The sequence below is a fragment of the Pseudomonas sp. ADPe genome (assembly GCF_014843515.1).
GTDB classification, from domain to species: domain Bacteria; phylum Pseudomonadota; class Gammaproteobacteria; order Pseudomonadales; family Pseudomonadaceae; genus Pseudomonas; species Pseudomonas citronellolis.
On record NZ_CP062122.1, the window covers coordinates 7,079,718 to 7,102,804 of the forward strand.

General features: G+C 69.2%; 17 protein-coding genes and 1 pseudogene. 14 read left to right on the forward strand and 4 right to left on the reverse strand.

Annotated elements, in window-relative coordinates; genetic code table 11:
* Positions 1-81: 81 nt before the first annotated feature.
* From IG194_RS31885 to IG194_RS33415, 7 genes and pseudogenes are all read left to right on the forward strand, one after another.
* Positions 82-1,185: an ABC transporter ATP-binding protein gene (locus IG194_RS31885; RefSeq protein ID WP_058490004.1), complete on the forward strand. Its 1,104-nt coding sequence runs from the start codon at positions 82-84 to the stop codon at positions 1,183-1,185.
* A 62-nt stretch (positions 1,186-1,247) separates the two neighbouring features.
* Entirely contained in the window at positions 1,248-2,363 is a 1,116-nt protein-coding gene (locus IG194_RS31890) for an ABC transporter substrate-binding protein (protein ID WP_058490005.1), read from the forward strand.
* Positions 2,364-2,372: 9 nt separating this feature from the next.
* The gene (locus tag IG194_RS31895) at positions 2,373-3,206 is read left to right on the forward strand and encodes an ABC transporter permease (protein WP_043313331.1); all 834 of its coding nucleotides are present in this window, start codon (positions 2,373-2,375) and stop codon (positions 3,204-3,206) included.
* A gap of 10 nt (positions 3,207-3,216) precedes the next feature.
* Positions 3,217-4,032 carry an ABC transporter permease gene (locus IG194_RS31900; RefSeq protein ID WP_058072229.1) on the forward strand — a complete coding sequence of 272 codons (816 nt, stop codon included), beginning with the start codon at positions 3,217-3,219 and terminating at the stop codon, positions 4,030-4,032.
* Positions 4,033-4,490: 458 nt separating this feature from the next.
* Positions 4,491-5,816, forward strand: a complete 1,326-nt coding sequence (locus tag IG194_RS31905; RefSeq protein ID WP_058491008.1) for a hypothetical protein — start codon at positions 4,491-4,493, stop codon at positions 5,814-5,816.
* 980 nt (positions 5,817-6,796) lie between these two features.
* Positions 6,797-7,183, forward strand: a pseudogene (locus IG194_RS33410) (HAMP domain-containing protein); the annotation flags it as partial.
* A 129-nt stretch (positions 7,184-7,312) separates the two neighbouring features.
* Positions 7,313-8,041 (forward strand): methyl-accepting chemotaxis protein, encoded by a 729-nt coding sequence (locus tag IG194_RS33415; protein ID WP_412536117.1) that lies wholly within the window; start codon positions 7,313-7,315, stop codon positions 8,039-8,041.
* On the opposite strand, the gene IG194_RS31915 is transcribed toward IG194_RS33415, so the two are convergent.
* The 4 genes from IG194_RS31915 to IG194_RS31930 form a co-directional block, all read right to left on the reverse strand.
* On the reverse strand, positions 8,042-9,349 hold the full coding sequence (locus IG194_RS31915; RefSeq protein WP_058490007.1) for an NAD(P)/FAD-dependent oxidoreductase: 1,308 nt from the start codon (positions 9,347-9,349) through the stop codon (positions 8,042-8,044). It abuts the gene before it with no gap.
* A gap of 223 nt (positions 9,350-9,572) precedes the next feature.
* Entirely contained in the window at positions 9,573-10,241 is a 669-nt protein-coding gene (locus IG194_RS31920) for a S8 family serine peptidase (protein ID WP_058490008.1), read from the reverse strand.
* Positions 10,234-11,967 carry an ABC transporter ATP-binding protein gene (locus tag IG194_RS31925; RefSeq protein WP_058490009.1) on the reverse strand — a complete coding sequence of 578 codons (1,734 nt, stop codon included), beginning with the start codon at positions 11,965-11,967 and terminating at the stop codon, positions 10,234-10,236. Before IG194_RS31925 ends, IG194_RS31920 begins: the two co-directional genes overlap by 8 nt.
* Positions 11,967-13,874 carry a sigma-54-dependent Fis family transcriptional regulator gene (locus IG194_RS31930; RefSeq protein WP_058490010.1) on the reverse strand — a complete coding sequence of 636 codons (1,908 nt, stop codon included), beginning with the start codon at positions 13,872-13,874 and terminating at the stop codon, positions 11,967-11,969. Before IG194_RS31930 ends, IG194_RS31925 begins: the two co-directional genes overlap by 1 nt.
* A 210-nt stretch (positions 13,875-14,084) precedes the next feature.
* Here IG194_RS31930 and IG194_RS31935 point away from each other — a divergent pair, with 210 nt between their 5' ends.
* From IG194_RS31935 to mexE, 7 genes are all read left to right on the forward strand, one after another.
* Positions 14,085-14,477, forward strand: coding sequence for a MerR family transcriptional regulator (locus tag IG194_RS31935; protein WP_043271816.1), 393 nt, complete (start codon positions 14,085-14,087; stop codon positions 14,475-14,477).
* 43 nt (positions 14,478-14,520) lie between these two features.
* Positions 14,521-15,684 (forward strand): isovaleryl-CoA dehydrogenase, encoded by a 1,164-nt coding sequence (locus tag IG194_RS31940; protein ID WP_058490011.1) that lies wholly within the window; start codon positions 14,521-14,523, stop codon positions 15,682-15,684.
* 92 nt (positions 15,685-15,776) lie between these two features.
* Complete coding sequence (locus IG194_RS31945; RefSeq protein ID WP_058490012.1) at positions 15,777-17,384, forward strand: carboxyl transferase domain-containing protein; 1,608 nt, start codon at positions 15,777-15,779, stop codon at positions 17,382-17,384.
* An 88-nt stretch (positions 17,385-17,472) separates the two neighbouring features.
* Positions 17,473-18,270 carry a gamma-carboxygeranoyl-CoA hydratase gene (locus IG194_RS31950; protein ID WP_058072984.1) on the forward strand — a complete coding sequence of 266 codons (798 nt, stop codon included), beginning with the start codon at positions 17,473-17,475 and terminating at the stop codon, positions 18,268-18,270.
* 88 nt (positions 18,271-18,358) lie between these two features.
* Positions 18,359-20,314 (forward strand): acetyl/propionyl/methylcrotonyl-CoA carboxylase subunit alpha, encoded by a 1,956-nt coding sequence (locus IG194_RS31955; protein WP_058490013.1) that lies wholly within the window; start codon positions 18,359-18,361, stop codon positions 20,312-20,314.
* A 141-nt stretch (positions 20,315-20,455) separates the two neighbouring features.
* A complete protein-coding gene (locus IG194_RS31960; protein ID WP_058072982.1) occupies positions 20,456-21,358 on the forward strand; it encodes a hydroxymethylglutaryl-CoA lyase in 903 nt (300 codons plus the stop codon).
* A 477-nt stretch (positions 21,359-21,835) separates the two neighbouring features.
* Positions 21,836-23,068 carry a multidrug efflux RND transporter periplasmic adaptor subunit MexE gene (mexE, locus tag IG194_RS31965; RefSeq protein ID WP_058490014.1) on the forward strand — a complete coding sequence of 411 codons (1,233 nt, stop codon included), beginning with the start codon at positions 21,836-21,838 and terminating at the stop codon, positions 23,066-23,068.
* The last annotated feature ends 19 nt before the right edge of the window (positions 23,069-23,087 follow it).

Sequence of the window (23,087 nt, forward strand, 5' to 3'; positions counted from 1 at the left end):
GGATTTGACAATACTGCGCAAAAGGACGGCTGACCGCTGGGTCGCCGCGCCACAGAACAAGAATAAGACGAGGTGAATGCAGTGGAGCGACAGCCCCAACTTCGTGCCATCGACATCGGCAAGCGCTACGGCGATTTCCGCGCCCTGAGCGATGTGTCCATCGATATCCAGCAGGGCGAGTTCCTCACCCTCCTCGGCCCCTCCGGCTCCGGCAAGACCACCTTCCTGATGATCCTCGCCGGCTTCCAGGACCCGTCCAGCGGGCGCCTCGAAGCCCTCGGCCAGGACATCACCCGGCGCCCGGCGGAGAAGCGCAACTTCGGCATGGTGTTCCAGGGCTACGCGCTGTTCCCGCACATGAGCATCGACGACAACGTCGCCTTCCCGCTGAAAATCCGTGGCGTCAAAGCCGAGGAACGCAACCGCCGGGTGCGCCACATGCTCGAAGTGGTGGGCCTGGGCGAGCACCGCGGCAAGCGCCCCGGCGAGCTCTCCGGCGGCCAGCAGCAGCGCGTGGCCATCGCCCGCGCGCTGGTGTTCGAGCCGGACCTGCTGCTGCTCGACGAACCCCTCTCGGCGCTGGACAAGAACCTGCGCGAACAGCTGCAGGCCGAACTGCAGCGCATCCACCGCCAGGTCGGCACCACCTTCGTGTTCGTCACCCACGACCAGAACGAGGCCCTGGCGCTGTCCACCCGCATCGCCATCTTCAACCGCGGCCAGGTGGCGCAGATCGACACCCCGCAGGCCATCTACAACCAGCCCGCCAACCGCTTCGTCGCCGAGTTCCTCGGCAAGATGAACCTGTTCCCGCTGAGCCAGGTGGGCCGCGCCGGCGCCCTGGCCTGCGGGCGTTTCGGCGACGCCCAGCTGCACGCCGAACCCTCCGCCGCCCTGGACGCCGCCGCGCCGCTGCTGGCGGTGCGCCCCGAGCACATGCAACTGCACAGCGCGCCGCCGCAGGTGGAAGGCCACAACGTGGTGCAGGCTGTGCTGACCGCCAAGACCTACCAGGGCGCCAGCACCGAACTGGGCCTGGCCACCGCCGCCGAGGGCGCGCTGCCCATGAGCCTGGCGCTGCCCATGAGCCTGGCGGTGCACGCCGAGCACCAGGCCGCGCGCCTGGACCAGGGCGCCCGCGTGTGGCTGAGCTGGCCGATCGAGAAGAGCCTGCTGCTCGCCTGATTCCCGGGGCGCCCGCGCGCGCCCTTCCCCCTTTCGCCTTCCCCTGCCTGGGAGCTGCATTCATGTTCAATCCGCATCAGCAAGACTGCATCGAAGTCCTCATGGAAAAGGCCCGCCGCGGGCAGATCGACCGCCGCACCTTCCTCAAGGGCATGGGCCTGCTGGCCGCCCTGCCCCTGGCCCTGCGCAGCGGCGTCAGCTTCGCCGCCGGCGACAAGCCGCTGGTGGTGGTGAACTGGGGCGGCGACGCCATCAAGGCGTTCGGCAAGGCCTGGACCGAGGGCTTTTCCAAGAGCACCGGCATCCCGGTGAAGATCGACGGCAGCGGCCCCACCGAGGGCGCCATCCGCACCCAGATGAGCAGCGGCCGGGTGAGCTGGGACGTGGTCGACGCGGAAAGCTCCATCCTGCAGAACCTGGGCAAGGAAAACCTGGTGGAGCCGATCGACTACGGCATCGTCTCCAAGGACAAGGTGCTGCCGGGCTTCGCCTACGAATACGGCATCGCCGACTACATGCTCAGCTACGTGATCGCCTACGACAGCGAGCGCTTCGGCGACAAGGCGCCGAAGACCTGGAAGGACTTCTGGGACGTCGAGGCCTTCCCCGGCAAGCGCACCCTGTACAAGTGGATGAACGGCATGCTGGAGGCCGCGCTGCTGGCCGACGGCGTCGAGCCGGACAAGCTCTACCCGCTGGACGTGCCGCGCGCGCTGAAGAAGCTCGACGAGCTCAAGCCGCACATCCTGGCCTTCTGGGGCTCGGGCGCCGAGACCCAGCAGCTGCTGATCGAGGGCGAGGTGAGCATGGGCGCCATCTGGAACACCCGCGCCCAGGTCATCACCGAGGACAGCGAGGGCCGCATCAAGTGGACCTTCGACAACGCCCTGCTGGGCTGCAGCAACTGGGGCGTGCTCAAGGGCAACCCGGCGGGCAAGGACGCGGCCATGCGCTTCATCGCCTACGCCCAGGACCCGCAATCCCAGGTGGAGCTGTTCAAGCTGTTCGGCAACGGCCCGGCCAACCCGGCCGCCGCCTCGCTCATCCCGGCCGACCGCAGGCACCTGAACTGCACCGACCCGGACAACCTGCCCAAACAGATCATGCTCAGCCACGAGTGGTACACCGACCACTACGCGGTGGCCCTGGAGCAGTACCTGACCCACGTTTCCAAGTGAGGTGAGCCCATGGCGGAGAACCCCTCGCGGCTGAAGCTGGCCCTGCTGCTGGCGCCGCTGCCGCTGGTGCTGCTGCTGTTCTACGTGCTGCCCTTCGCCGGGGTGGTGGGCTGGAGCTTCAGCCTGCCCACCCCGGGCATCGAGCAGTACCAGCGCATCGCCAGCGACCCGGCGATCCACGACGTGCTCTGGCGCACCTTCCGCCTGTGCACCACGGTGAGCGTGGTGTCGCTGCTGATCGCCTACCTGATGGCCTACTGCTGGGTGTACAGCCCGCCGTTCTGGCAGCGCATGGTGGAAATCTGCGTATTCATCCCCTTCTGGCTGTCGGTGCTGGTGCGCGCCTTCGGCTGGCTGATCGCCCTGCGCAGCAACGGCCTGCTCAACGGCTGGCTGCAGGCGCTGGGCATCATCAGCGAGCCGCTGCAGCTGACGCGCAACGAGCTGGGGGTGGTGATCGGCATGGTCCACTTCATGGTGCCCTTCGCGCTGTTCCCGCTGGTGTCGACCATGCGCCGCCTCGACCCGCGCGTGCTGCTGGCCGCCCGCGGCCTGGGCGCCGGGCAGCTGCGCACCTTCTGGAGCATCTTCGTGCCGCAGACCATTCCTGGCATCCTCGGCGCCTTCATCATCGTCTTCGTGTTCTGCCTGGGTTTCTTCATCACCCCGGCAATCCTCGGCGGCGGGCAGACGGTGATGGTCGCCGAGTACGTCTACCTGCAGATGTTCCAGACCAGCAACTGGGGCCTGGGCGCGGCGCTCTCGGTGGTGCTGCTGGCGCTGGTGGCGGGGCTGATCTGGGCGCTGCTGCGCATGACCCGCGTCGACAAGCTGGTGGGATGAGGAAAGCCGAATGAACGCACACGAAAGCCGCGCGCCGAGCCGCCTGCTCGCCGCCATGGCGATGATCTTCATGCTCTTCCCGCTGCTGGCGGTGATCCCGGTGTCCTTCACCGGCAAGCGCTTCCTCTCCATGCCCGACGGCAACTGGTCGCTGCGCCACTACAAGGCCCTGCTGGACAGCCCCGAGTGGCTCTCGGCGGTGGGCCAGAGCCTGGTGGTGGCCAGCGCCGCCTGCGTGGTCGCCACCGCCCTGGCGGTGAGCTTCGCCCTGGGCATCTGGTACCTGCGCTCGCGCTGGGCGGCGCTGCTGATCGGCCTGGTGCTGCTGCCCATGGCCATCCCGCCGATGATCTCGGCGATGGTGCTGTACTTCATGGAAACCACGGTCAGCAAGTTCGCCCCCGGCCTGGGCTACGACACCCTGTTCGGCCTGACCATCGCCCACATCGTGATGGTGGTGCCCTACGGCGTGGTGACCATGCTGGTGGCCCTGAGCCAACTGGACCGGCGCATCGAACTGGCCGCGCGCAACCTCGGCGCCAGCCTGGCGCAGACCACCTTCCTGGTGGTGCTGCCGAACCTCAAGCTGGGCGTGGCCAGCACCGCGCTGCTGTGCTTCGCACTCTCCTGGGAAGAGATCGCGGTGACGCTGTTCGTCACCAGCACCGAGGTCAACACCCTGCCGCGGCAGATCTGGTCCGGCCTGCGCGACAACATCGACCCGGCGGTGGCGGCCATCTCGGTGCTGCTGATCGCCCTCACCCTCCTCGCCCTGCTCGGCCGCATGCTCGCCGGGCGCGCCGCCGCCAAGCCGGCCGGGCACTGAGCAGCCACGCCGGCGGCGTTGTCCGGGGGATTGTCGGCGCCCCGGACAGCGCCGCCGGTTGGGCTTCCCCACGAGCGCATGGCCCGGAGCCGCCGGGAAGCCATCGCGGACGGAGTCCGCTCCTACGCCCGAGTTTCCCTGCCACGTAGGAGCGGACCTTGTCCGCGATAGCCGGGAATTCCGGCGCGGTTCGCGGATGAGATCCGCCTACGCTGCGCCACTCACGCCATTCCCATGTAGGAGCGCGCCCTGCGCGCGAATCGCAGGCAGGGCCTGCTCCTACAGGTTTCCGTGAGGCACCTGTCCCACCGTAGAAACGGACTCTCTCCGCGATCCCGCAGACATCTGGCAAGCACATCCAAGCACTTGGCAGACAGGCACAAGGCCAGCTGCGCCCATGGCCTTAGCATCCCAGGGAGTTTCGTCCCCTGCCAACAATAACGATACGGATGCACGCCATGACCCGATCCACCGTCCTGCGCCCGACGCTGCTCGCCCTGCTGATCGCGGGCAGCGGCCAGGCCAGCGCCTACTCGCTGTATTCCACCGACGACACCCACCTCAACGCCGACCTCACCGCGGTCTATGCGCTGCTGCACAGCCAGGAGAACTACGCGCAGAGCGGCACCAAGGACAAGGGTTCGTCCTACTGGCAGGAAGGTTTCATCAAGTACGGCCTGAGCGGCGACCAGCGCCTGGGCGGCGCCGGCAGCGTGTATGGCGCCTTCGCCCTGCTCAGCTCGGCGACCTGGGGCGACGGCGACGCCGCCGGCTTCACCGACGGCTCCGAGCGCACCACCAAGATCGAGGACGCCTACCTGGGCTGGCGCTCGGGCACGCTGTTCCCGGTGCTGGGCGAGGACGGCATCGACTTCTCCTTCGGCCGCCAGAACATCGTGGTCGGCGACGGCTTCCTGATCAACGGCGACGCCCTCAACTTCGGCAATGGCCTGGCCGACGGCATGTTCGACCGCGGCGGCGCCTACTACCTGGCCGGCCGCCGCAGCTTCGACGAGACCGCGGTGCTGCGCATCGGCGGCAAGCAGGGCTGGCGCGGCGACATCATGCGCCTGAAGTCCGACAACCCGGCCCAGGCCAAGCCCGAGCTGTACGTCGGCACCCTGGAGCACGTCAGTGACGCCGGCACCCTGGGCCTGACCTACATCGACGTCACCGACATCGACGAGCAGTACGCCTCCCCCGCCCAGCTCGACCGCAAGGACATGAAGACCTACAGCCTGCGCGGCCAGGGCAACGCCGGCGTGGAGAACCTGTTCCTCTCCGGCGAGTACGCCTGGCAGGACAAGCGCCACGCCGACGACGAGAACGCCTGGTACCTGGAGGCCGGCTGGACCTTCGCCGACGCCGCCTGGAAGCCCTACGTCAGCTACCGCTTCAGCCGCTTCTCCGAAGGCTTCGACCCGCTGTTCTACGGCTTCAGCCGCGGCTTCGGCACCTGGTTCCAGGGCGAGGTGGCGGGCAACTACTCCGGCCCCTTCAACAGCAACACCCGCGTCCACAACGTCGGCGCCAGGATCCAGCCGACGGAGACCTTCGACGTCGGCCTGCAGTGGTTCCGCTTCGACACCATCGACAAGGACCTGGGCAACCTCGGCGGCCACGAGATCGACCTGTACGCCGACTGGACCGTCAGCCCGCACCTGACCATCACCCCGCTGGTCGGCGTGTACAAGCCGAAGAAGAGCGCCGAGCAAGGTGGCACCCAGATCGGCGGCAATGACGACAACCTCTACACCCAACTGATCTTCACCAGCACCTTCTAAGCCACAAGCCACGAACCCGCCTCCGCGCCACCGCCGGCCCCATCCCGGCGGTGGCGCGCCGGCGGGTTTCGCGGTTTCCAGGGAGGCCTCCCATGCGCAGCATCCACTCCACCCTCCAGGGCCGCATCACCTGGCTCGCCGGCCTGTGCCTGCTGGGCATCGCCGCCACCCTGATCGGCCTGTCGCTGTACCAGGCGCGCCAGGACAGCCAGGTGATCGCCGACGACAGCGGCAAGCTGTTCGCCGGGGCCGCCCACGCCAGCCTGCAGACCCAGGGGCAGGTGCAGGCCCTGCAGCTGCAACGCCAGCTGCAGGACAAGCTGCTGCTCGGCGAGGGCCTGTCGCGCACCCTGCAGGCGCTGCGCGAGCAGCAGCGCCTGGGCAACCTCGACGCCGAGGCGCTGCGGCGCAAGGTGGTCGCCGAGATGGGCGGCACCCTGGGCGCGCACCCGGAGCTGCTGGGGCTGTTCGTGGTCTTCGGCGTCGACGCCCTGGACGGCGCCGACGCCCGCTTCAAGGGCCGCGACGAGCTGGGCAGCAACGAGAACGGCCGCTTCACCCTGTACCTGCTGCGCAGCGGCGGCCAGCAGCAGAACGTGGTCGGCACCGAGCAGGTGCTGGCCGACACCACCCCCGGCCCCAGCGGCCAGCCGTACAACGCCTTCTTCACCTGCTCGCGGGCCAGCCTCGCGCCCTGCGTACTCGACCCCTACTTCGACGACGCCTCCGGGCAGCGCCGGCTGGTCACCAGCATCACCCTGCCGCTGCTGGAGAACGGCAAGTTCCTCGCCGCCATCGGCTTTGACATCGACCTCGCGGCGCTGCAGCAGAGCAGCGTCGAGGGCAGCCGCCAGCTGTTCGACGGCCAGGGGCGCATCCGCATCCTCAGCCCCAACGGCCTGCTGGCCAGCGACAGCGCCAACGCCGCCGGCCTCGGCCAGCCGTTCAAGGACGCGGCGCTGCCCCAGGTGCTGGGCGACATGGCCCAGGGCCGCTCGCCGACCTACGACCAGGGCGAGGACGTCAGCGTGCTCGCCAGCCTGGCGCCGCTGGCCGGCGCCAAGCCCTGGGGCATCCTGCTCAGCGTGCCCCGGCAGGTGCTGCTGGCCCCGGCGCAGTCGCTGAAGCACACCCTGGAGGGCCTGCGCGCGCGCAGCACCTGGCTGGAAATCGGCCTGGGCGCACTGGTGGCGCTGTTCGGCCTGGGCATCATCACCCTCACCGCCCGCGGCATCAGCCGGCCGATCCTCGGCCTTGCGCGCATGCTGGAGGACATCGCCGACGGCGAAGGCGACCTCACCCGCCGCCTGAACTACCCGCGCCACGACGAGCTGGGCCGCCTGGCCCTGGCCTTCAACCGCTTCCTCGACAAGCTGCAGCCGAGCATCGCCGCGGTGCAGACCGCCAGCGGCGAAGCCCGCGCCGGCGCCGACCAGACCGCCGCCATCGCCCGCCAGACCAGCGACGGCATCCAGCAGCAGTTCCGCGAGATCGACATGGTCGCCACCGCGTTGCAGGAGATGTCCGCCACCGCCAACGCCTCGGCGCAGAGCGCGGCCAGCGCCGCCCAGGCCGCCAGCGAGGCCGAGCGCGCCAGCCAGCAGGGCTACGCCACCATCGAGGCCACCAGCGCCGGCATCGATGCCCTGGCCGGCGACATGAACCAGGCCATGGGCGAGCTGCAGAACCTGGCCAGCAGCAACGAGCAGATCGGCGCCATCCTGGAGGTGATCCAGAGCATCGCCGCACAGACCAACCTGCTGGCGCTCAACGCCGCCATCGAAGCGGCGCGGGCCGGGGAATCCGGGCGCGGCTTCGCGGTGGTCGCCGACGAAGTGCGCGGCCTGGCCAGGCGCACCCAGGACTCGGTGGAGGAGATTCGCGGGGTGATCGAGAACCTGCAGGCGCGCAGCCTGTCGGTGGCCGACGCCATGCACAGCAGCTACCGCCAGGCCCAGGACAACGTGCAGCAGGCGCGCCAGGCGATAGACGCGCTGCAGCGCATCACCGGCGCGGTGAACCTGATCAGCGACATGAACCTGCAGATCGCCAGCGCCGCCGAGGAGCAGAGCAGCGTGGCCGAGGAGATCGGCCGCAACATCGGCGCCATCCGCGACGTGACCCAGGCCCTGTCGGACCAGGCCGAACGCTCGGCGCACCTGAGCCAGCAGCTGAACCACAGCGCCGAGCAGCAGCACCGCCTGGCGCAGCAGTTCAAGGCCTGATCAGCGCGGGCGGTAGCCCTGGCTCAGCAGCCAGCCCTGGAAGATGCGCCGCTGCTGCTCCGGCAGCGCGGCCAGCACCTGCGCCTGCGGTTCGCTGCGCAGGCGCCGCAGCCAGGGCGCCAGCTCCAGGCCCTGCAGGTGCCAGATGCCCAGGGGCTGGTCGGGGCTGACCACCACCTCGGCCTCGTCCACCAGGCCGTCGCGCAGCACCGGGGCGTGTTCGATGCGCAGGGCGTCGAAGTCCGCCGGGGCGTGGCTGGGCACCGCGTCCGGCCAGGAGCGACGGGCCTGCCAGAAGGGTTGGTCGGCCCATTGTCTTTCTTCGGCATAGAAGTCGCGGCCAACGCGGGCGAAGCGCAGGAACAGCTGCTCCACCCGGCGCTGGTGGAAGCGCTTGGCCAACTCGGCGCGCTGCGGGGCGCGCAACAGCGTGTTGATGACAGCGGGTGCCTGCAACGCCGAGGACAGCGACTGGAAGATGCCGTTGCCGGACAGCGGGTCCACCGCCATGGCCGCATCGCCCACGCGAATCCAGTTCTCGCCGCAGGCCTCCAGGCAGAGGATCGGCGTGCTGCTGCGGGCGTACAGTTCCAGGTCCTGTTCGGGCTGCCCGCCGAAGAATGCCTGGCTGAGTTCAGAGCGCTGGCGGCGTTCGCGGCAGTAGTCGAGTAGCTGCTCCTTGGGCGGCAGCGCACTGCTGGCCACGTCCAGGGTCAGCTGCCAGTAGCAGCGCCCGTCGGCCAGCCGCGCCATCCACGCCCAGCCATCGGCCAGGCTCTGCACCGCGCTGGCCACCGGCCCCGGCGCGCCCTGCCAGCGGCTGAGCAGGCTGAGGGTTTCCGGGCCGCGGCGGGCCTTGCCGGCCTTCTGGTTCAGCGGCGCCTGGCGGCCGCGGGCTTCGACGAGGAAAGGGGTGTGCAGGTGCTGGCCGCTTTCCAGGCGGATGTGATGGCCCGTGGCGTCGGACTCCACGCCGAGCACGCGGTCTTCCAGCACCTGGATGCCGGCGTCGTGCAGGTCCTGGCGCAGGCCCTGGTCGAACAGCGGGCGGTCGAGGATGAATTCGACGTTCTGCGCGCTTTCGCTGCCGTTCCAGTTCACCCGGCGTTGCGAAGGCGGCGCGGCGCAGGCCAGGGCGTGGTTGAGGCCAGCGTGGCGCAGGCCGTCGAGGACGCGTTGGGAGACGCCTTCGACGGCGGCGAAGCGACGCCATTCGCTGATGACGGCGACGGGATGGCCGAGGCGGTGGAGGCCGATGGCGGTGGCTGCTCCGGCGGGGCCGGCGCCCAGGATCAGGATTGGGGGCATGGGGGTTTGAATCCTATCGCTGGCCTGGGCCTGTGGTGCAGATGATCAGCCCGCACCCTCACCCTAGCCCTCTCCCAGAGGGAGAGGGGACTGTTCGGCGTCGCCGGGTAGTACGGCTTCTTCCTGATGTCACAGGAAGAGCACCATACCTTGTCACCGCTGAGGACGGCCCCCTCTCCCTCCGGGAGAGGGCTGGGGTGAGGGAAAGGAACCCAACCCCCACTCATAAGCTCACCTTCCGCTCGATGCCCTTGTACATAGCCCCCTCCCGCATCAACGCCAACAATTCCGAACTCGACAACGCCGGCCGCTCCCCCAGCAAAGCCGCCACGTGCCCACAAAAAGCCGCGCAACCAAGACTCGCCCCAGCCTGCCCCCCAACCCGCACAGCCGCCCCGAAATCCGCCTGCGCACTCCCCAGCCACGACCACTCCCCCTCGCCACAACGCGCATCCCCGGTCACCCGCACCACCCCCGGATAGGCCGCCGGAAACACCGGCTCGCCCCGCGCCGGGCTGGACGCACAGACCAGAACGCCCGCCTCCACCAGTTCGGCGACGGCCTCGCGGAGGATCGGCCGATCCTGGCGCACCCCCAGACTCAGGTTGACCACGCGCGCACCCTGCCCGCCCAGCCATTGCAACGCGGCCGCGATCTGCAACGGGCTGGTCACACCGCGACCGTCGAACACCTGGGCCACGCTGAAGCGTGCTTGCGGCGCACGGGAAAGCACTGCCTGGATCACCGCCGAGCCATGACCCAAAACATCAGCCGCCAATGGCAGTCGCTCCACTCCATTATCGGCCAGACAGAAACGCTGCCCGGCCACCACGCAACCCGCCTGCTCCACGGCATGGCCGCTGTCGACCACTCCTACCCGCACCTCAACCACCCTGCCCTCCCACGGCCACCAGTGGCACCTCGCGCACGCTCAGCCGGCCGTCCTGCAGGTCCAGGCGCAGGTCGGCCTCGGCCAATGTCGAGGGGCGGTGGCTGACGAGGATGCGCGTGCGCCCGGCGAACAGCCGGTCGATGGCCGCTATCACCTCGCGCTCGGTGCTTTCGTCCACCTGCGAGGTGGCTTCGTCGAGGATCAGCACCAGCGGGTCCTGCAGCAGCGCGCGGGCGATGGCGATGCGCTGCTTCTGCCCGCCGGACAATTGCTGGCCGCGCTCCCCCAGGGGGCTGTCGAGGCCTTCGGGCAGGCTGGCGATCAGGCCGTCCAACTGGGCCAGGGTCGCCACCCTTTCGATTTCTTCACGGCTGACGTGGGGCGCGCTGTACGACAGGTTGTCCGCCAGGCTGCCGCGGAACAGCACCAGCTCCTGGCTGACCACGGCGATGCGCCGGCGCAGCTCGAACAGGTCCAGCTCGCGCAGGTCCACGCCGTCCAGCAGGATGCGGCCCTGGTCCGGGTCGTAGAAGCGTTGCAGCAGGTCGGTCAGGGTCGACTTGCCGACGCCCGAGGGCCCGCTCAGGGCCACCTTGCGCCCGGCCGGGATGCAGGCGTCCACCTGGTCCAGCAGGGGCTGGCTGCGGCCGGCGTGGTTGAAGCTCACGCCTTGCAGGCGCAGCTCGCCGACGCTCGGCATCGGCCTGGGCTGCGCCGGCGACGCCACGCCCGGCGCCTCGCCGCGCAGTTCCATCACCCGGCCCAGGCTGACGGTCATGCGTTGCAGCGCCACGTACAGGCCGAGCAGGCTCTGCACCGGGCCGATAGCCATGCCCAGGTAGGTGGAGAAGGCGATCAGCGAGCCCAGCTGCCAGGTGCCCTGCACCACCCAGTAGCCGCCGACCAGGAAGGCGCAGGCGCGCGACAGCGACATCAGCGTCCCCGGCAGCGCCTGGGTGAAGAATTCGGTCAACTGCAAGCGCAGCAGCTGGCCCAGGTAGCCCTGGCCCAGCCCCTCCAGGCGTTGCGCCTCACGGCCCTGCTGGCCGGCGGACTGGATGAATTTCATCGCCGGCAGGGTCTCGACGAAGAACGACGACAGGTCGGCCGAACGTTCGCGCAGCTGGCGCGCCTCGCGCTCGACCTTCTTGCGCATCCAGCGCAGCCAGAGCACGTCCAGCGGGATCAGCACGGCGACCAGCAGCGACAGCTGCCAACTGAGCGTCAGCAGCAATGCCAGCGAGCCGACCAGGCCGATCACCGCGGACACCGCGGAGAACAGCGAGTCCACCGCGAAGCGCTGGATTTCGGCGACATCGCCGTCCAGCCGCGACATCAGGTCGCCGATGCGGCGGCGGGCGAAGAAGGTCGGCGAGAGGCTTTGCAGGTGGCGGTACAGCGCGTCGCGCAGGGCGAACAGGATGCGCCCGGACAGCCGCGTGTGCAGGTAGCGGTTGAGCCCCGACAGCACGGTGCCGACCAGCCCGACCACGATCATCACCCCGGCCAGCAGCGCCAGCAGGGGGAAGTCGCGGGCCAGCAGGCCGTCGTCGATCAGCAGCTTGGTCAGCCAGGGTTGCGCCAGGGCCAGCAGCGAGGCGCACAAGGCCAGGCCGAGCAGGCCGAGGATGGCCAGGCGCTGCGGGCGGACGAAGCCGTACAGCCAGTGCAGCGCCTCCTTGAGGGCCTTGGGGTCGTCGCTGTCGATCAGGCGGGTGAAGAACATCAGCCGCCCTTCAGTTGCTTGAGCTTGCGGTACAGGGTGGCGCGGCTGATGCCCAGGGCGTCGGCGGCCGCCGAGACGTTGCCCTGGTGGCGGTCCAGGGCCTGGCGGATCAGCTCCATCTCGGTCTCGCGGATGCGCCCGCAGGGCTGCCGTTCGCCGGCGGCGAGTTCTTCCAGGGTGCTGTCCGGCAGGTGCTCCAGGCCCAGGGTGTTTTCGCCCGGCTCGCGCATGGCCAGGGCGGTGCGCAGCACCATTTCCAGCTGGCGGATGTTGCCCGGCCAGTGGTAGTCGGCCAGCAGCGCGAAGAGTTCGTCGTCCAGCCGCGCCTCGGGCGCGCCCAGCTTGGCCAGCAGGCCCTGGGCCAGTTGGCCGAGGTCGTCGCGCTCGCGCAGGGCCGGCAGGCGCACGCTGATGCCGTTGACGCGGTAGTAGAGGTCTTCGCGGAACTGCTTCTCTTCCACCTGGCGCTTGAGGTCGCGGTGGGTGGCGCAGATCAGCGCTACGTCGATGTCCTGCTCCTCGCCCGCGCCCAGCGGCGCCACCTTGCGCTCCTGCAGCACGCGCAGCAGGCGGGCCTGCAGGGCCAGGGGCATGTCGCCGATCTCGTCGAGGAACAGGGTGCCGCCGTGGGCCTGCTGCAGGCGGCCGACCATGCCGCCGCGGCGCGAGCCGGTGAAGGCGCCCTCGCGGTAGCCGAACAGTTCGGACTCGATCAGCCCTTCGGGGATGGCCGCGCAGTTCACCGCGATGAACGGCTTGCCGGAGCGCGCACTGCTCTGGTGCAGGGCGCGCGCCACCACTTCCTTGCCGCTGCCGGTCTCGCCCAGCAGCAGCACCGGCAGTTCGTTCAGCAGGCCCTGGCGGGCCATGCGCAAAGCGCGGGCGTAGCGCGGGTTGCCGCCGGCCAGGGCTTCCAGGTCCGGCGCGGCCGGGGCCGGGCGTTGCGGCTGGCGCGCCGGCACCGACACTGCGCTGGCGCGCAGCGGCGCCTGCAGCACCTTGTAGAAGAACTCGCCCTTGGCCGTCTGCAGGCTGCCCAGGGCGCCGGATTGCAGGCGCGCGAGCAGTTGCTCGCCCCTGGCGCCCAGCAGGTCTTCGCAGCGGCGCCCGATCAGCGTCTCGCGCGGCGCGCCGAGCAACTGGCAGGCCGGCGTGCTGAGGGCCAGGATGCGGCCCTCCAGGCTCAGCGCCAGCAGTCCCTGCCAGGGCGAATCCAGATACTGGCGGCGGCTGTGGAAGGACAGCACCACCTGCCCCGGGAAGCTGGCGGCGAACAGCCGTTCCTCGATCTGCACCGCGGCGCGGTTGAGCAGGCTGAGGCTTTCCACCGGGCCGGCCAGGGGGCCTTCGCGGGTCAGGTCGAGCACGCCGAGCAGATTGCCCTGGGGGCAACTGATGGGCACGGAGGTGCAGGAGAAGCGGCTGAGCCGCTCCAGGTAGTGCTCGCCGCAGTCGATCTGGGTGGCGCGGCCTTCCACCAGGGCGGTGCCCAGGGCGTTGGTGCCGCGCGCGGCCTCGCTCCAGCAGGCGCCCGGGGTGATGTCTTCCAGGCCGATGCGGCGCAGGCGCTCGTGGGCGCCGGCCACCGAGACGATGGTGGCGTCGGCGTTGGCCAGGATCACCAGGGCATCGTGGCCCTGGCGCTGGCGCAGGAAGTCCAGTTCGGGAGTGGCGGCGTCGAGCAGCAGGCGGTTGTTCTCCAGCAGCAGTTCGATGCCGGCGCGGTTGTCCAGCTCCTGGTCGTTGCCGCTGCCGCAGTCCAGGCCGTGGCCCAGGCTGCGCCGCCAGGAGGCGTCGATTTCCTCGCGCAGCACGCCGGCGGGTAGCTCGCCCTCGCGCTGCAGGCGTTCGCGGGCCCGGTGGGCCTCGCGCAGCAGGTCGCTGCCTATTGTTCTTGTCATGTCGATCTCGGCTCCGCTTGCCCGCGCGGTGCGTTGCCGCGCGGGACGTCAGGCTGGTCAGGGACTGTCTACACCCGTCCTCCCCTTCAGTAAAGAGGACTCCCGGTTGCCCGGCAACGCACGCAATTAGCGGGCCAGCCGGTCGGCGGCGAAGTGATTGACAGCCCCTCGACGCAGGTTTACGTTAACGTAAAGGTAAACGAACGAGCAAGCCCGATGCCGACCACCTACAGCATTTCCGACCTGGCCCGCGAACTGGACGTCACCACCCGCGCCATCCGCTTCTACGAGGAGCAAGGCATGCTCAGCCCCGAGCGCCGCGGCCAGGAGCGCATCTACAGCCCCAAGGACCTGGTGGCGCTGAAGCTGATCCTGCGCGGCAAGCGCATCGGCTTCTCGCTGGCCGAGTGCAAGGAACTGATCGACCTCTACGACCCCAGCAGCGGCAACCGCAAGCAGCTCGATACCTTCATGGGCAAGATCGCCGCGCGCCGCGCGCAGCTGGAGCAGCAACTGCTCGACATCGAGCAGATGAAGCTGGAACTGGACACGGCCGAGGAGCGCTGCCTGGCGGCCCTGGCCGAGACCGAGAAGAAACAGCGCGCCTGAGCGCGCCCTACCCTTATCCAAGTACAAGAAAGCAGGTGCAACCATGAGCTACCCGTCCCTCAACTTCGGCCTCGGCGAAACCATCGACATGCTCCGCGAGCAGGTGCAGGGCTTCGTCGCCAGCGAACTGGCCCCGCGCGCCGCGCAGATCGACGCCGACAACCTGTTCCCCATGGACATGTGGAAGAAGTTCGGCGACATGGGCCTGCTCGGCATCACCGTCAGCGAGGAATACGGCGGCGCCAACATGGGCTACCTGGCCCACGTCATCGCCATCGAGGAAATCAGCCGCGGCTCGGCCTCGGTCGGCCTGTCCTACGGCGCGCACTCCAACCTGTGCGTCAACCAGATCAAGCGCAACGGCAACGCCGAGCAGAAGGCCAGGTACCTGCCCAAGCTGATCAGCGGCGAGCACGTCGGCGCGCTGGCCATGAGCGAGCCCAATGCCGGTTCCGACGTGGTCTCCATGAAGCTGCGCGCCGACAAGCGCGGCGACCGCTTCGTGCTCAACGGCAGCAAGACCTGGATCACCAACGGCCCGGACGCCAACACCTACGTGATCTACGCCAAGACCGAGCCGGAAAAGGGCGCCCACGGTATCACCGCGTTCATCGTCGAGCGCGACTGGAAGGGCTTCAGCCGCGGCAACAAGTTCGACAAGCTGGGCATGCGCGGCTCGAACACCTGCGAGCTGTTCTTCGATGACGTGGAAGTGCCGGAAGAGAACGTGCTGGGCGCGGTCAACGGCGGCGTGAAGGTGCTGATGAGCGGCCTGGACTACGAGCGCGTGGTGCTGGCTGGCGGCCCGATCGGCATCATGCAGGCGTGCATGGACGTGATCGTCCCCTACATCCACGACCGCAAGCAGTTCGGCCAGAGCATAGGCGAGTTCCAGCTGATCCAGGGCAAGGTCGCCGACATGTACACCCAGCTCAACGCCAGCCGCGCCTACCTGTACGCGGTGGCCCAGGCCTGCGACCGTGGCGAGACCACCCGCAAGGACGCCGCCGGGGTGATCCTCTACACCGCCGAGCGCGCGACGCAAATGGCCCTGGACGCCATCCAGATCCTCGGCGGCAACGGCTACATCAACGAGTTCCCCACCGGCCGCCTGCTGCGCGACGCCAAGCTCTACGAGATCGGCGCCGGCACCAGCGAGATCCGTCGGATGTTGATTGGGCGCGAGCTCTTTAACGAAACCAAATAACGATAAAAGCCGCTGGAGGCTGAAGGCTGGACGAAAAAGCCGCTCCAGTCCTCGTCCAGCCTCCAGCCTACAGCGCTCTTCTCGAGGTTTTCATGGCCCTACTGCATACCCAGATCAACCCGCGCTCCCCCGAATACGCCGCCAACGCCGCGACCATGCTGGAGAGCGTCCAGGACCTGCGCGCCCTGCTCGGCCGCGTGCATGAAGGCGGCGGCGCCGCTGCCCAGGCCAAGCACAGCGCGCGCGGCAAGCTGCTGGTGCGCGAGCGCATCAACCGCCTGCTCGACGCCGGCTCGCCGTTCCTCGAAGTTTCCGCCCTGGCCGCCCACGAGGTGTACGGCGAGGACGTGGCCGCCGCCGGCGTGGTCGCCGGCATCGGCCGCGTGGAAGGCGTGGAATGCATGATCGTCGGCAACGACGCCACGGTGAAAGGCGGCAGCTACTACCCGCTGACCGTGAAGAAGCATCTGCGCGCCCAGGCCATCGCCCAGCAGAACCGCCTGCCGTGCATCTACCTGGTGGACTCCGGCGGCGCCAACCTGCCGCGCCAGGACGAGGTGTTCCCCGACCGCGAGCACTTCGGGCGGATCTTCTTCAACCAGGCCAACATGAGCGCCCAGGGCATCCCGCAGATCGCCGTGGTGATGGGCTCGTGCACCGCCGGCGGCGCCTACGTGCCGGCGATGAGCGACGAGACCATCATGGTCCGCGAGCAGGCCACCATCTTCCTCGCCGGCCCGCCGCTGGTGAAGGCCGCCACCGGCGAGGTGGTCAGCGCCGAGGACCTGGGCGGCGCCGACGTGCACTGCAAGACCAGCGGCGTGGCCGACCACTACGCCGAGGACGACGAGCACGCCCTGGCCATCGCCCGCCGCTGCATCGCCAACCTCAACTGGACCAAGCAGGGCAAGCTCAACACCCTGCCCCCGCGCGCGCCGCTGTACCCGGCCGAGGAGCTGTACGGCGTCATTCCGGTGGACAGCAAGCAGCCCTTCGACGTGCGCGAGATCATCGCCCGCCTGGTCGACGGCAGCGAGTTCGACGAGTTCAAGGCGCTGTTCGGCACCACCCTGGTGTGCGGCTTCGCCCACCTGCACGGCTACCCCATCGCCATCCTGGCGAACAACGGCATCCTCTTCGCCGAGGCCGCGCAGAAAGGCGCGCACTTCATCGAACTGGCCTGCCAGCGCGGCATCCCGCTGCTGTTCCTGCAGAACATCACCGGCTTCATGGTCGGCCAGAAGTACGAGGCCGGCGGCATCGCCAAGCACGGCGCCAAGCTGGTCACCGCGGTGGCCTGCGCCCAGGTGCCGAAGTTCACCGTGATCATCGGCGGCAGCTTCGGCGCCGGCAACTACGGCATGTGCGGCCGCGCCTACGACCCGCGCTTCCTGTGGATGTGGCCCAACGCGCGGATCGGCGTGATGGGCGGCGAGCAGGCCGCGGGCGTCTTGGCCCAGGTCAAGCGCGAGCAGGCCGAGCGCGCCGGCAATACGCTGAGCGCCGAGGAAGAAGCGAAGATCAAGGCGCCGATCCTCGCCCAGTACGAGCGCCAGGGGCACCCCTACTACTCCAGCGCGCGGCTGTGGGACGACGGCGTGATCGACCCGGCGCAGACCCGCGAAGTGCTTGCCCTGGCCCTGTCCGCCTCGCTCAACGCGCCCATCGAGCCGACCCGCTTCGGCGTATTCAGGATGTAAGAAAGCTGGAAGCTTGAAGCCGGAAGCTGGAAGTCGCGCGGCTTTCGCTTCCAGCTTCCAGCTTTCGGCTTCCAGCCAGGAAACGACCATGCCTACTTACGAAAACATCCAGCTAGAGAAAGACGACCGCGGCGTCGCCACCCTGTGGCTGAACCGCCCGGACAAGAACAACGCCTTCAACGCCGCCACCATCGCCGAGCTGATCCGGGCGCTGGACCAGGTGGCCGACGACGCCGAAGTGCGCCTGCTGGTGCTGCGCGGCCGCGGCAGGCACTTCTGCGGCGGCGCCGACCTGGCCTGGATGCAGGAGGCGGTGAAGCTCGACTACCAGGGCAACCTCGCCGACGCCCAGCAACTGGCCGAACTGCTGAACAACCTGCACCTGCTGAAGAAGCCGACCCTGGCCGTGGTCCAGGGCGCGGCCTTCGGCGGCGGCGTGGGCCTGGTGGCCTGCTGCGACATGGCCCTGGGCAGCGAGCAGGCGCAGTTCTGCCTGTCCGAGGTGCGCATCGGGCTGATCCCGGCGACCATCGGGCCCTTCGTGACCAAGGCCATCGGCCAGCGCGCGGCCACCCGCTACGCCCTCACCGCCGAGCGCTTCGACGGCGCCCGCGCCCGCGAGCTGGGCCTGCTGGACGAGTGCTACGCCGCCGAGGAACTGGAGGAGAAGGTCGAGGCCTGGGTCGCCAACCTGCTGAACAACAGTCCGGCCGCGCTGGTGGCCTGCAAGGCGCTGTTCCAGGAAATCGGCAGCGGTGAATTGAGCCCCAACCTGCGCCGCTACACCGAGGCCGCCATCGCCCGCATCCGCATCAGCCCCGAGGGCCAGGAAGGGCTGCACGCCTTCCTCGAGAAACGCAAACCGAAATGGCAGAAGAGCAGCTAGAAGCTTGAAGCCGGAAGCTTGAAGCGGGAGTGCTCTTCAGCTTCCAGCTTATAGCTTCCGGCTTCCAGCTCTTCAACGGAGCAAAACAATGATTACAACGCTACTGGTGGCCAACCGCGGCGAGATCGCCTGCCGGGTGATGCGCACCGCCAAGGCCCTGGGCCTGACCACCGTCGCCGTGCACAGCGCCACCGACCGCCACGCCCGGCATGTCGAAGAGGCGGATATCGCCATCGACCTGGGCGGCGCCAAGCCCGCCGAATCCTACCTGCGCGCCGACGCCGTGCTGGCCGCGGCCAAGGCCGCCGGCGCCCAGGCCATCCACCCCGGCTACGGCTTCCTCTCGGAGAACGCCGGCTTCGCCCGCGCCTGCGAAGAGGCCGGGCTGGTGTTCCTCGGTCCGCCGGCCAGCGCCATCGATGCCATGGGCAGCAAGTCCGCGGCCAAGGCGCTGATGGAAGACGCCGGCGTGCCCCTGGTGCCCGGCTACCACGGCGAGGCCCAGGACTACCCGACCTTCCAGCGCGAAGCCGCGCGCATCGGCTATCCGGTGCTGCTCAAGGCCGCCGCCGGCGGTGGCGGCAAGGGCATGAAGGTGGTGGAACGCGAAAGCGAGCTGGCCGAGGCCCTGGAGTCCGCCCAGCGCGAAGCCCAGTCCGGCTTCGGCGACTCGCGCATGCTGGTGGAGAAATACCTGACCAAGCCGCGCCACGTGGAAATCCAGGTGTTCGCCGACCAGCACGGCAACTGCCTGTACCTCAACGAGCGCGACTGCTCGATCCAGCGCCGCCACCAGAAGGTGGTGGAGGAAGCCCCCGCCCCCGGCCTCTCGGTGGAGCTGCGCCGCGGCATGGGCGAGGCCGCCGTGCGCGCCGCCCAGGCCATCGGCTACGTCGGCGCCGGCACCGTGGAGTTCCTCTACGACGAAGGCAGCGGCCAGTTCTTCTTCATGGAAATGAACACCCGCCTGCAGGTGGAGCACCCGGTCACCGAGGCCATCACCGGCCTCGACCTGGTGGCCTGGCAGATCCGCGTGGCCCGTGGCGAGCCGCTGCCGATCAGCCAGGAGCAGGTGCCGCTGAACGGCCACGCCATCGAAGTGCGGCTCTATGCCGAGGACCCGGAGGGCGGCTTCCTGCCCGCCAGCGGCCACCTGGCGCTGTACCGCGAACCGCCGGCCGGCCCCGGCCGCCGGGTGGACAGCGGCATCCGCGAGGGCGACGACATCTCGCCGTTCTACGACCCCATGCTGGCCAAGCTGATCGCCTGGGGCGAGAACCGTGAGGAAGCCCGCCAGCGCCTGCTGGCGATGCTGAGCGAAACCGCCGTGGGCGGCTTCAAGACCAACCTGGCGTTCCTCCGACGCGTGCTGGCCCATCCGGCCTTCGCCGCCGCCGAACTGGACACCGGCTTCATCGCCCGCCACCAGGAACAACTGCTGCCGGCGCCCGGCGAACTGCCGCCGCAATTCTGGCAACTGGCCGGCGAGGCCTGGGCGCAAAGCGAAGCCGAGCGCGTGCGCAACGACGACGCCCACTCCCCGTGGAGCGCCCGCGATGGCTGGCGCAGCGGCCTGCCGGGGGAAACCGACCTGCACCTGCTGGCCAAGGGCGAAACCCAGGTAGTGCACCTGCGCCATGCCGATGGCGTGCGCGGCGCGACGCTCAAGGGCGAATGGCTGGAAGTGGACCTCGACGGCCTGCGCCGCCGCCACCTGGCCCTGCGCCAGGGCGACAGCCTGTACCTGGAATGGCAGGGCGAACTGGTGCAGGTGCGCCGCTACGACGCCATCGCCGAAGCCGAAGCCGCCCACGCCCACCACGGCGGCCTGGGCGCGCCGATGAACGGCAGCATCGTGCGCATCCTGGTCCAGCCCGGGCAAACGGTGGAAGCCGGCGCCGCCCTGGTGGTGCTGGAAGCCATGAAGATGGAACACAGCATTCGCGCGCCGCACGCCGGCGTGGTGAAATCGCTGTATTGCAGCGAAGGCGAACTGGTGGCCGAGGGTACGGCGCTGGTGGAGTTGGAAGAAACCCCGGCATAAAGCCCCCGCCCGGCTCTTCGTAGGAGCGAGCTTGCTCGCGAACGCATTGCACCATGAACGTCCGGTGCGAAGCGGGTTCGCGAGCAAGCTCGCTCCTACAAGAGCAACTGCCCTTCGCCTGAACCTCAAGAGGACAACCCCATGCCCCTGCCCCAACACGTCCGCCTGGTCGAAGTCGGTCCGCGCGACGGCCTGCAGAACGAGAAACAGCCCATCAGCGTCGCCGACAAGGTGCGCCTGGTGGACGATCTGAGCGCCGCCGGCCTGGCCTACGTCGAAGTCGGCAGCTTCGTTTCGCCCAAGTGGGTGCCGCAGATGGCCGGCTCGGCCGAAGTCTTCGCCGGCATCCAGCAGAAGCCCGGCGTCACCTACGCCGCCCTGGCGCCCAACCTCAAGGGCTTCGAGGCCGCGCTGGAGGCCGGGGTGAAGGAAGTCGCGGTATTCGCCGCCGCCTCCGAGGCCTTCTCGCAGAAGAACATCAACTGCTCCATCAAGGAGAGCCTGGAGCGCTTCGTGCCGGTGATGGACGCCGCCCGCGAGCACGGCATCCGCGTGCGCGGCTACGTGTCCTGCGTGCTCGGCTGCCCCTACCAGGGCGAAGTGGACGTGCAGCAGGTGGCCGCCGTGGCCGCCGAGCTGGACGCCATGGGCTGCTACGAAGTGTCCCTGGGCGACACCATCGGCGTCGGCACCGCCGGCGCCACCCGCGCCATGTTCGAAACGGTCGGCGCCCGCGTGCCGCGCGAACGCCTGGCCGGGCACTTCCACGACACCTACGGCCAGGCCCTGGCCAACATCTACGCAAGCCTCTTGGAAGGCATCGCCGTGTTCGACAGCTCGGTCGCCGGCCTCGGCGGCTGCCCCTACGCCAAGGGCGCCACCGGCAACGTGGCCACCGAGGATGTGCTCTACCTGCTCGACGGCCTGGGCATCCACACCGGCATCGACCTCGACGCCCTGATCGCCGCCGGCCAGCGCATCTGCCAGGTGCTCGGCAAGGAAAACGGCTCCCGCGTGGCCCGCGCCCGCCTGGCCAAGGCCTGATCCCGCGCCGCTATTGCTCGGTCATGGCGATGGGTATCGCTTCGCTCAACCCATCCTACGATGGCGTCTCTCCTGTAGCCTGGGGCGCATAACGCCTCCGGCATATCAGGATGACTCCGGCTTCGCCGCCCGCGCCGGACGGCCCCCTCTCCCTCTGGGAGAGGGCTGGGGTGAGGGTTGCGGACTTCGCCGACACTCCGCTGCCGAATCTGCACTCCGCGCCCCCTCCCTAACCCTCCCCCGCAAGCGGGAGAGGGGACCGTTCGGCGTGAAGCGAAACCTGGAAGCTCCCTGAATCCATGTACGCAAACGGTCCACCGCACAGCGAGTAGCAGAAAATCCCCCATCGATTGATACGGATAATGCAACAGGGTTTATCACTGGCCGTGATAATAAGAATGCTCCCGTTCGATTAGCGACTTAGACGCCTGGAACGCAGACTCCGCCCATTACAGAAAAAATGCCGGAGTCTTCCCCATGGAGCGTTCACCCAATTCCTTGCGTATCCCCCTCGCACTGGCCGCCGTCCTGGTGCTCAGCGCCTGCGGCAAGACCCAGGAAGCCGCGCAGAACATGCCCGCGCCCAAGGTCAGCGTCGCCGAGGTCATCGAGCAGCCGGTCAACGAGTGGGACGAGTTCACCGGCCGCCTGGAGGCGCCGGAGTCCGTCGAGCTGCGCCCGCGCGTCTCCGGCTACATCGACAAGGTGACCTTCCGCGAAGGCGCCCTGGTGAAGAAGGGCGACCTGCTGTTCCAGATCGACCCGCGCCCGTTCCAGGCCGAGGTCCATCGCCTTGAGGCTCAACTGGCACAGGCCCGCGCCAACCAGACGCGCACTGCCAACGAAGCCGCCCGCGGCGACCGCCTGCGCGCCACCAACGCCATCTCCGCCGAGCTGGCCGACGCCCGCAGCGCCGCCGCCACCGAGGCCCGCGCCCAGGTCGCGGCGACCCAGGCCGAACTGGACAACGCCCGGCTGAACCTGTCGTTCACCCAGATCACCGCGCCCATCGACGGCCGCGTCTCGCGCGCCGAAGTCACCGCCGGCAACCTGGTCAACTCCGGGCAGAGCCTGCTCACCACCCTGGTCTCCACCGACAAAGTCTACGCCTACTTCGACGCCGACGAGCGCGTCTACCTGAAGTACGTGGCCATGGCCCGCGCCGGCGGCCCGGACGCCCGCGGCAGCACCCCGGTGTACCTCGGCCTGACCGGCGAGGACGGCTTCCCGCACCTGGGCCGCCTGGACTTCCTCGATAACCAGGTCAACCCCAAGACCGGCACCATCCGCGGCCGCGCGGTGTTCGACAACAAGGACGGCCTCTACACCCCCGGCCTCTATGCGCGCATCAAGCTGGTCGGCTCCGGCACCTACGACGCCGCGCTGATCAAGGACGAAGCGGTCGGCACCGACCTTGGCAAGAAGTTCGTGCTGGTGGTCGGCGCCGACAGGAAGGTGGCCTACCGCGCCATCGAGCTGGGGCCGAAGCTGGAAGGCCTGCGCATCGTCCGCAGCGGCCTGGCCAAAGGCGACCGCATCGTGGTCAACGGCCTGCAGCGCGTGCGCCCCGGCGCCGAGGTGGATGCCCAGGGCGTGCCCATGGCCAGCCCGGACACCCTCGCCGCCCTCGCCCGCTCGCGCCAGGCGGTGGAAGACAGCGAGCCGCCGAAGGTCGCCGAGCAGTCGCCGGGCAAGCCCAGCCGCATCTGACGACGACCCGCCCCTAAGC

Excerpts from the sequence above, each read along its gene's own strand:
- IG194_RS31890 (WP_058490005.1), top strand. The coding sequence starts at position 1,248 with ATGTTCAATCCGCATCAGCAAGACTGCATCGAAGTCCTCATGGAAAAG.
- IG194_RS31895 (WP_043313331.1), top strand. The coding sequence starts at position 2,373 with ATGGCGGAGAACCCCTCGCGGCTGAAGCTGGCCCTGCTGCTGGCGCCG.
- IG194_RS31900 (WP_058072229.1), top strand. The coding sequence starts at position 3,217 with ATGAACGCACACGAAAGCCGCGCGCCGAGCCGCCTGCTCGCCGCCATG.
- IG194_RS31905 (WP_058491008.1), top strand. The coding sequence starts at position 4,491 with ATGACCCGATCCACCGTCCTGCGCCCGACGCTGCTCGCCCTGCTGATC.
- IG194_RS33415 (WP_412536117.1), top strand. The coding sequence starts at position 7,313 with ATGGTCGCCACCGCGTTGCAGGAGATGTCCGCCACCGCCAACGCCTCG.
- IG194_RS31915 (WP_058490007.1), bottom strand. The coding sequence starts at position 9,349 with ATGCCCCCAATCCTGATCCTGGGCGCCGGCCCCGCCGGAGCAGCCACC.
- IG194_RS31925 (WP_058490009.1), bottom strand. The coding sequence starts at position 11,967 with ATGTTCTTCACCCGCCTGATCGACAGCGACGACCCCAAGGCCCTCAAG.
- IG194_RS31935 (WP_043271816.1), top strand. The coding sequence starts at position 14,085 with ATGCCGACCACCTACAGCATTTCCGACCTGGCCCGCGAACTGGACGTC.
- IG194_RS31940 (WP_058490011.1), top strand. The coding sequence starts at position 14,521 with ATGAGCTACCCGTCCCTCAACTTCGGCCTCGGCGAAACCATCGACATG.
- IG194_RS31945 (WP_058490012.1), top strand. The coding sequence starts at position 15,777 with ATGGCCCTACTGCATACCCAGATCAACCCGCGCTCCCCCGAATACGCC.
- IG194_RS31950 (WP_058072984.1), top strand. The coding sequence starts at position 17,473 with ATGCCTACTTACGAAAACATCCAGCTAGAGAAAGACGACCGCGGCGTC.
- IG194_RS31955 (WP_058490013.1), top strand. The coding sequence starts at position 18,359 with ATGATTACAACGCTACTGGTGGCCAACCGCGGCGAGATCGCCTGCCGG.
- IG194_RS31960 (WP_058072982.1), top strand. The coding sequence starts at position 20,456 with ATGCCCCTGCCCCAACACGTCCGCCTGGTCGAAGTCGGTCCGCGCGAC.
- mexE (WP_058490014.1), top strand. The coding sequence starts at position 21,836 with ATGGAGCGTTCACCCAATTCCTTGCGTATCCCCCTCGCACTGGCCGCC.